The 6,692-nt window shown below is 73.9% G+C and carries 7 protein-coding genes; 5 read left to right on the top strand and 2 right to left on the bottom strand.

Annotated elements, in window-relative coordinates:
* Positions 1-584 (bottom strand): alpha/beta fold hydrolase (locus tag RIF68_RS22495; protein WP_309053094.1); only part of this gene is annotated, 584 nt, incomplete at its 3' end.
* A gap of 141 nt (positions 585-725) precedes the next feature.
* Between RIF68_RS22495 and RIF68_RS22490 the strand changes: the two genes are divergently transcribed.
* The 4 genes from RIF68_RS22490 (at position 726) to RIF68_RS22475 (ending at position 2,860) form a co-directional block, all read left to right on the top strand.
* Positions 726-941, top strand: a complete 216-nt coding sequence (locus tag RIF68_RS22490; protein WP_309053093.1) for a hypothetical protein — start codon at positions 726-728, stop codon at positions 939-941.
* A gap of 322 nt (positions 942-1,263) precedes the next feature.
* On the top strand, positions 1,264-1,923 hold the full coding sequence (locus tag RIF68_RS22485) for a TetR/AcrR family transcriptional regulator (protein WP_309053092.1): 660 nt from the start codon (positions 1,264-1,266) through the stop codon (positions 1,921-1,923).
* 151 nt (positions 1,924-2,074) lie between these two features.
* A complete protein-coding gene (locus RIF68_RS22480; protein ID WP_189800025.1) occupies positions 2,075-2,302 on the top strand; it encodes a DUF3107 domain-containing protein in 228 nt (75 codons plus the stop codon).
* A gap of 249 nt (positions 2,303-2,551) precedes the next feature.
* A complete protein-coding gene (locus RIF68_RS22475; protein ID WP_309053091.1) occupies positions 2,552-2,860 on the top strand; it encodes a hypothetical protein in 309 nt (102 codons plus the stop codon).
* Between the two features lie 136 nt (positions 2,861-2,996).
* On the opposite strand, the gene RIF68_RS22470 is transcribed toward RIF68_RS22475, so the two are convergent.
* Complete coding sequence (locus RIF68_RS22470; RefSeq protein ID WP_309053090.1) at positions 2,997-3,719, bottom strand: ferritin-like fold-containing protein; 723 nt, start codon at positions 3,717-3,719, stop codon at positions 2,997-2,999.
* A gap of 486 nt (positions 3,720-4,205) precedes the next feature.
* Here RIF68_RS22470 and RIF68_RS22465 point away from each other — a divergent pair.
* On the top strand, positions 4,206-6,692 hold a 2,487-nt coding region (locus tag RIF68_RS22465), incomplete at its 3' end, for a DEAD/DEAH box helicase (protein WP_309053089.1).

Genomic DNA, 6,692 nt, shown 5'->3' with positions numbered 1-6,692 from the left:
ACGCCGCGGACCCGCTGCTCCGCCGTCCAGTCCCGGGTGAGCCGGGAGAAGAGGGGGGCGATGCCCGGGAGGGCGAGGAGCGCGGTCGGCCAGGCGCCGCGCTGGGCGCGCAGCTCGGGCAGGGCCGGGGAGATCAGGGTGAGGGTGCGCACCAGGTCCGGGCGGACGGCAGCGACGCGGGTGGCGACGGCGCCGCCCAGCGAGTTGCCGAAGAGGTGGACGGGGCCGCGGCCGCCGGCGTCCAGCAGCCGGATGACGGCCCGGGCGTGCCCGGTGACCGAGTAGTTGCCGTCGTCGGGCGGCGGGGAGTCGCCGAAGCCGGGCAGGTCGACGGCCTCGCCGTCCACCGTGTCCGCGAGCAGCGGCATGAGGGTCGACCAGTTCAGCGAGGAACCGCCGAGGCCGTGGACGTACAGGGCGGGCGGCAGGCCGGGCCGGTCGCCGGGGCGGGCCCGCACGGTGAGCGTGAGCCCGGGGAGCGCGACGGAGCGCAGTTCCTCGCCGTCGGCGACCCGTACGGTGCGGATCCGTGACGCCGGGGACGCGGCGGCGCTCCGGGTTTCCGGCAGCTCGGTCGAGGACATGGCCGCAATATTACGAGACGATCACGCGGCGGCGCGTGTGGGTGCGGTCACACGTGCGTGTGCGGAGGGGCGTTCCTGCTCATACGCTCGATGAGAGGGGCCGTCGCACCGGCCCGCCGCTCCCGTGCCGGAAGGAAGCGCATGACTGTCGATCCGACCGAGCCGGACACCTTCGCAGAGGAAGAGGACGCCGTGCTCGACGAGGAGATCCCGGAGGCCGACGCCGCCGAGCAGCAGACCGAACTGCAGCAGCGGGAGGACGAACCGCTCACCCACGTCGCGCACGAGTCGGCGAACGAGGCGGACGCGACCGAGCAGGCGCGGGTCGTCGCGCTCGACGAGGACGACTACCGCTGAGACCGGACTCCGGCCCGGGCGGTGGCCGTGCCCCGGAGGCCGGCCACCGCGTGACCGGGCCGGCGCGCGACGGGCCCGGGACCGTCGCGTCCGGCGCCGGCGGACGGGGAGTCCGGGCCGTGGGACGGGTGGCCGGGGACGGTCGTCAGGCGCTCAGCGCCGGCCGGCCGGCCGCTCCGTCCGTCCTCCGCGCGCAACCGGCTGTCGACCAGGGCGTCCGGTCCGTGAAATTCTGCGTTCGCACCGCGCACAGCCGCGTTACCCAAAAGTACGATGGCGGCGCGTCGCGACAGCGCGCATGGATCGATTTTTGGGAGGCCGCGTGAGCGCCATCGAGCAGACAGAGGCAGCACGCCCTCGGGGCACGCGCCTGCCGCGACGTGCCCGACGGAACCAGCTCCTCGGCGCGGCCCAGGAGGTCTTCGTCGCCCAGGGCTACCACTCGGCGGCCATGGACGACATCGCCGAGCGCGCGGGCGTCAGCAAGCCGGTGCTCTACCAGCACTTCCCCGGGAAGCTGGAGCTCTACCTGGCCCTGCTCGACCAGCACTGCGAGGCGCTCCTGCAGTCCGTGCGGACGGCCCTGGCCTCCACCACGGACAACAAGCTGCGGGTCGCGGCCACCATGGACGCGTACTTCGCGTACGTGGAGGACGAGGGCGGCGCCTTCCGGCTGGTCTTCGAGTCCGACCTCACCAACGAGCCGGCCGTCCGCGAGCGTGTGGACCGGGTGAGCCTGCAGTGCGCCGAGGCGATCTCCGACGTGATCGCGGAGGACACGGGCCTGTCGAAGGACGAGTCGATGCTGCTGGCCGTGGGCCTCGGCGGCGTCTCGCAGGTCGTCGCCCGCTACTGGCTGTCCAGTGAGTCCCCGATCCCCCGCGACAAGGCGGTGGCGTTGCTGACCTCGCTCGCCTGGCGCGGCATCGCCGGTTTCCCGCTGCACCCGTCGGAAGGCCAGCTGAGCGCCGAGGGTCACTGACCCTTCCGGACCCTTCCCGCCGGGAACATTCCCGCCGGCTGTTCGCTCCTGGCGTGCTGCGGCTGAGCCGTACGCGTCCCCTCACCGGGCTAATGTGTGCAGCGTACGGCGCGGCAACCGCGCAACGCTGACCGTTCGGAGGGACATAGCCGTGGAGGTCAAGATCGGCGTGCAGCACGCACCCCGGGAGATCGTTCTGGAGAGCGGGCAGTCCGCCGAGGAGGTCGAGCGCGCGGTGGCCGACGCGCTGGCCGGCAAGGCGCAGCTGCTCAGCCTCTCGGACGAGAAGGGCCGCAAGGTCCTGGTCCCGGCCGAGAAGATCGCGTACGTGGAGCTCGGTGAGCCCGCGGTGCGCCGGGTGGGCTTCGGCGCGCTCTGAACCCCGATCCCGGCCCGGTCCGTGGATCCGCACGGAAAAGGCCCGGTGGACCGTCTCGGTCCACCGGGCCTTTTCCGTGCGGCGTCCGTGCGCCGCCCGGGGTGTAACGGTGCCGGTTCGTCCGGATGTCCCCCTTTTGCCGCGTTCGGCCACGTCAGGGCGTACGGGGAGGATTGCCCTCGGAACGCGAAGGGTAGGTACGGCTGTGACCGCACCACCCGCCCCGCACCACTCGCGAGGTGATCCACCGTGTTCCTGGAAGCCCTCGGTTCCGCGCTGCTCGGTTTCGCCCTGGCCTGGGTGTTCGCGCATCGCCTGGCCGACCGCCTCCCCGCCCGGGGGATCGTTCTGACCGCCGGCCCGCTCGGCGGGGTCTTCGGGGCGCTGGTGACGCACGGGGCGCTGGGCCCCGGTCACTTCCTGGCCACCCTCGTCGGAGCGGTCGCGGTGGCGGCGGTGCTGCTGTCGCTGCTGGTGCGCCCGTCGTCACGGCGGCTGCGCCGATCAGCCGGCCTCGGCCGGGGCGTGAACGGCGCCGCCCGTCCGTACCACCTCTGACGTCCGGCCACGCGGAGCGCGCTCCGCACGGACCACTTCCCGGGCGCCGTACCGCTGCTGACGGGCCGTACCGGACTGCTGCCGACGCGCCGTCCGAAGTCCCCAGCGACACGGCCCCCGGGGGCTCCGGCGGTTCCTACGCGGCGAGGCCCAGCGCGGCCATCCGCTTGGTGTGCGCCTCGGTGATGCGGGAGAACATCCGGCCGACCTCCGCGAGGTCGAAGCCGTCGGCCACCCCGCCGACCAGCATGGTCGAGAGGGCGTCCCGCTCGGCCACGACGCGCTGCGCCTGCGAGAGGGCCTCGCCCATCAGGCGGCGCGCCCAGAGCGCGAGGCGTCCGCCGACCCGCGGATCTGCGTCGATCGCGGCGCGGACCTTCTCCACGGCGAAGTTGCCGTGGCCGGTGTCGTCGAGGACGGAGAGCACCAGGGCGCGGGTGTCGGAGTCGAGCCGGACGGCGACCTCCCGGTAGAAGTCGCTGGCGATCGAGTCGCCGACGTAGGCCTTGACCAGGCCCTCCAGCCAGTCGGAGGGGGCGGTCTGGCGGTGGAAGTCGTCGAGCGCCTTGGCGAAGGGCTCCATCGCGGCGGTCGGCTCGGCGTCGACGGCGGTGAGCCGGTCGCGGAGCCGCTCGAAGTGGTGGAACTCGGCGGAGGCCATCTTCGCCAGCTCGGCCTTGTCCGCGAGGGTCGGCGCCAGCTTGGCGTCCTCGGCCAGCCGCTCGAAGGCCGCCAGCTCGCCGTAGGCGAGAGCGCCGAGGAGGTCGATCACGGCGGCCCGGTACTGCGGCTCGGCGGATGCCGTCGCCCAGTCCTTGGCGGCGATCCCGGTGGGTGTGGCGTTGTCAGGCGTCTCCATGCAGCGCACAATAGCCCGCCCGCGCGGCGCCCGAAGGCCCTGGTCAGTCAGTGTGACCGTGCCCTCATCACGTTTTCTCCCAACACACCTGCGCGATTCCGGGGTACAGTGATAAAGCGCCTGCTGAGTATGCGGACATGCTTTCGCACGTTCGGACGTATTCGGTGGGCCGACTCATGAATGAGGATGCCCGGTCGGTGGCCCGATCGGCTCCGGCCCGACAGCCCTTCCGGCGGACCCGCGGAAGGGTCACCCTCAGCGGTACGACGCTCGAGCGACGGCAGTGGTCCCGTGTCACCCGGCAGTGATCTTCCCGATCCGGCCGGAAGCGTCCCGGCACGGTGAGACCCCCTTCGTTCGCCTCGTCCCGCGTCTCACAGAAGAGGCAGCACCCTGACTACGACTTTCCGAGAGCTCGGAATCCTTCCCGAGACGGCCGAGGCCCTTGAGGCCGTCGGCATCGTCACCCCCTTCCCCATCCAGGAGATGACCCTGCCGGTCGCCCTCACCGGCACCGATGTCATCGGCCAGGCCAAGACCGGTACGGGCAAGACCCTCGGCTTCGGTCTGCCGATCCTGGAGCGGGTCACCGTCCCCAGCGACGTGGAGGCCGGCCGCGCCACGCCCGAGCAGCTGACCGACGCCCCGCAGGCGCTCGTCGTCGTGCCCACCCGCGAGCTGTGCCAGCAGGTCACCAACGACCTGCTGACCGCCGGCAAGGTGCGCAACGTCCGTGTGCTCGCCATCTACGGCGGCCGGGCGTACGAGCCCCAGGTCGAGGCGCTGAAGAAGGGCGTCGACGTCGTCGTCGGCACCCCCGGCCGTCTGCTCGACCTGGCCGGCCAGCGCAAGCTCGACCTCTCCCACGTGAAGGTCCTCGTCCTGGACGAGGCGGACGAGATGCTCGACCTGGGCTTCCTGCCCGACGTCGAGAAGATCATGAACATGCTGCCGCCGAAGCGTCAGACCATGCTGTTCTCGGCCACCATGCCGGGCGCGGTCATCGGCCTCGCCCGCCGCTACATGTCGCAGCCGACGCACATCCGCGCCACCTCGCCCGACGGCGAGGGCGTGACCGTCGCCAACATCAAGCAGCACGTCTACCGCGCGCACAACATGGACAAGCCGGAGCTGGTCTCCCGCATCCTGCAGGCCAACGGCCGCGGGCTCGCGATGATCTTCTGCCGCACCAAGCGCACGGCCGCCGACATCGCCGAGCAGCTGGAGCGTCGCGGCTTCGCCTCCGGCGCGGTCCACGGCGACCTCGGCCAGGGCGCCCGTGAGCAGGCGCTGCGCGCCTTCCGCAACGGCAAGGTCGATGTGCTCGTCTGCACCGACGTCGCCGCGCGCGGCATCGACGTCGAGGGCGTCACGCACGTCATCAACTACCAGTCGCCGGAGGACGAGAAGACGTTCCTCCACCGCGTGGGCCGCACCGGCCGCGCGGGTGCGAAGGGTACGGCGGTGACGCTGGTCGACTGGGACGACATCCCGCGCTGGCAGCTCATCAACAAGGCGCTCGGTCTGGACTTCCACGACCCGGTCGAGACCTACTCGAGCTCCCCGCACCTGTTCGAGGAGCTGGACATCCCGGCGGGCACCAAGGGCATCCTGCCCCGCGCCGAGCGGACCCGCGCGGGTCTGGGCGCGGAGGAGCTGGAGGACCTGGGCGAGCCGGGCGGCCGGCGCGGTCGCGGTGGCCGCGAGCAGAAGCCGGCGGCCGAGGAGCGTCCGGAGGAGCGCACGCGGACCCCGCGCCAGCGTCGCCGGACCCGGGGCGGCGGCACCCTCGCCGAGCCCGCGACGGCCGACGCCACGGTGACGGCCGCTCCGGAGGAGGCCCCCGCGGCTCCCGCCGAGGAGGCTCCGGCCGGCCCCCGCACCCCGCGCCGCCGTCGCCGTACGCGCAGCGCCGGTACGGGCACGGTGCCGGTGGCCACCGCCGCGCCCGCCTTGGCCGGGACGCCCGCCACCCCCGTCAGGGAGACCGCTTCGGTGGCTCCGGCGGTGGAGACCCCGCGGACCGAGGTGCGCCAGGTGATCGAGGCACCGAAGGCCACCGAGCCCCGCAAGCCCGCCGAGGCACCGAAGGCCACCGAGCCCCGCAAGCCCGCCGAGGCACCGAAGGCCACCGAGCCCCGCAAGCCCGCCGAGGCCCCGAAGGCCACCGAGGCACCGCGGACCGAGGCTGTCCGGAAGCCCGAGGCCGCCGAGGCCCCGGTCGACGAGCAGCCGAAGCGGGCCCCGCGCCGCCGCAACCGGACCGCCCGCCCGGAGGCCCCCGCGGCTCCGGCCGCCGAGGTCGTGGCGCCCGCGCCGCGCCGTCGCCGGCCGCGCATCGTGCGCCCGGCGGAGGACACCGTGTCCTTCCAGACGGTCGAGACCGCCGCCGCTGCGCTGCGCGCCGAGGCCGCCGCCGCCGCTGCGGCTCGTACCGAGGCGCCGAAGGCCGCCGCCGAGGCACCGCAGGCCGTCCAGGCCCAGGCGCCGGCCCAGGCACCGGCGGAGGAGGCCCCGAAGGCCCCGCGCACCCGCCGTACCGCCCGCCGCGCCGCCGGCTCCCCCGTCACCGCCACCGCGCCGGCCGAGGCCGCCGTCGTGACGGAGACCGCCGAGGCACCGGCGGAGGAGGCCCCGAAGGCCCCGCGCACCCGCCGTACCGCCCGCCGCGCCGCCGGCTCCCCGGTCACCACCACCGCGCCGGCCGAGGTCATCGTCGTGGCGTCCGCCCCGGAGCAGGCCGCTCCCGAGCAGGCCGTGGCCGAGGTCCCGGCGCCGCGCACCCGTCGTACCGCCAAGAAGGCCGTCGCCGCCGAGGTCACCGACGCTCCCGAGGTCACCGAGGAAGCCCCCAAGACCACCCGGCGCCGGACCACCAAGAAGGCCGTCGCCGCCGAAGTCACCGAGGCACCCGAAGCCACCGAGGAAGCCCCCAAGACCACCCGGCGCCGGACCACCAAGAAGGCCGTCGCC

The organism is Streptomyces sp., from assembly GCF_031178505.1.
In the GTDB taxonomy this organism is placed as follows: domain Bacteria; phylum Actinomycetota; class Actinomycetes; order Streptomycetales; family Streptomycetaceae; genus Streptomyces; species Streptomyces gulbargensis.
This window is presented reverse-complemented; position numbering and strand designations above follow the sequence as displayed.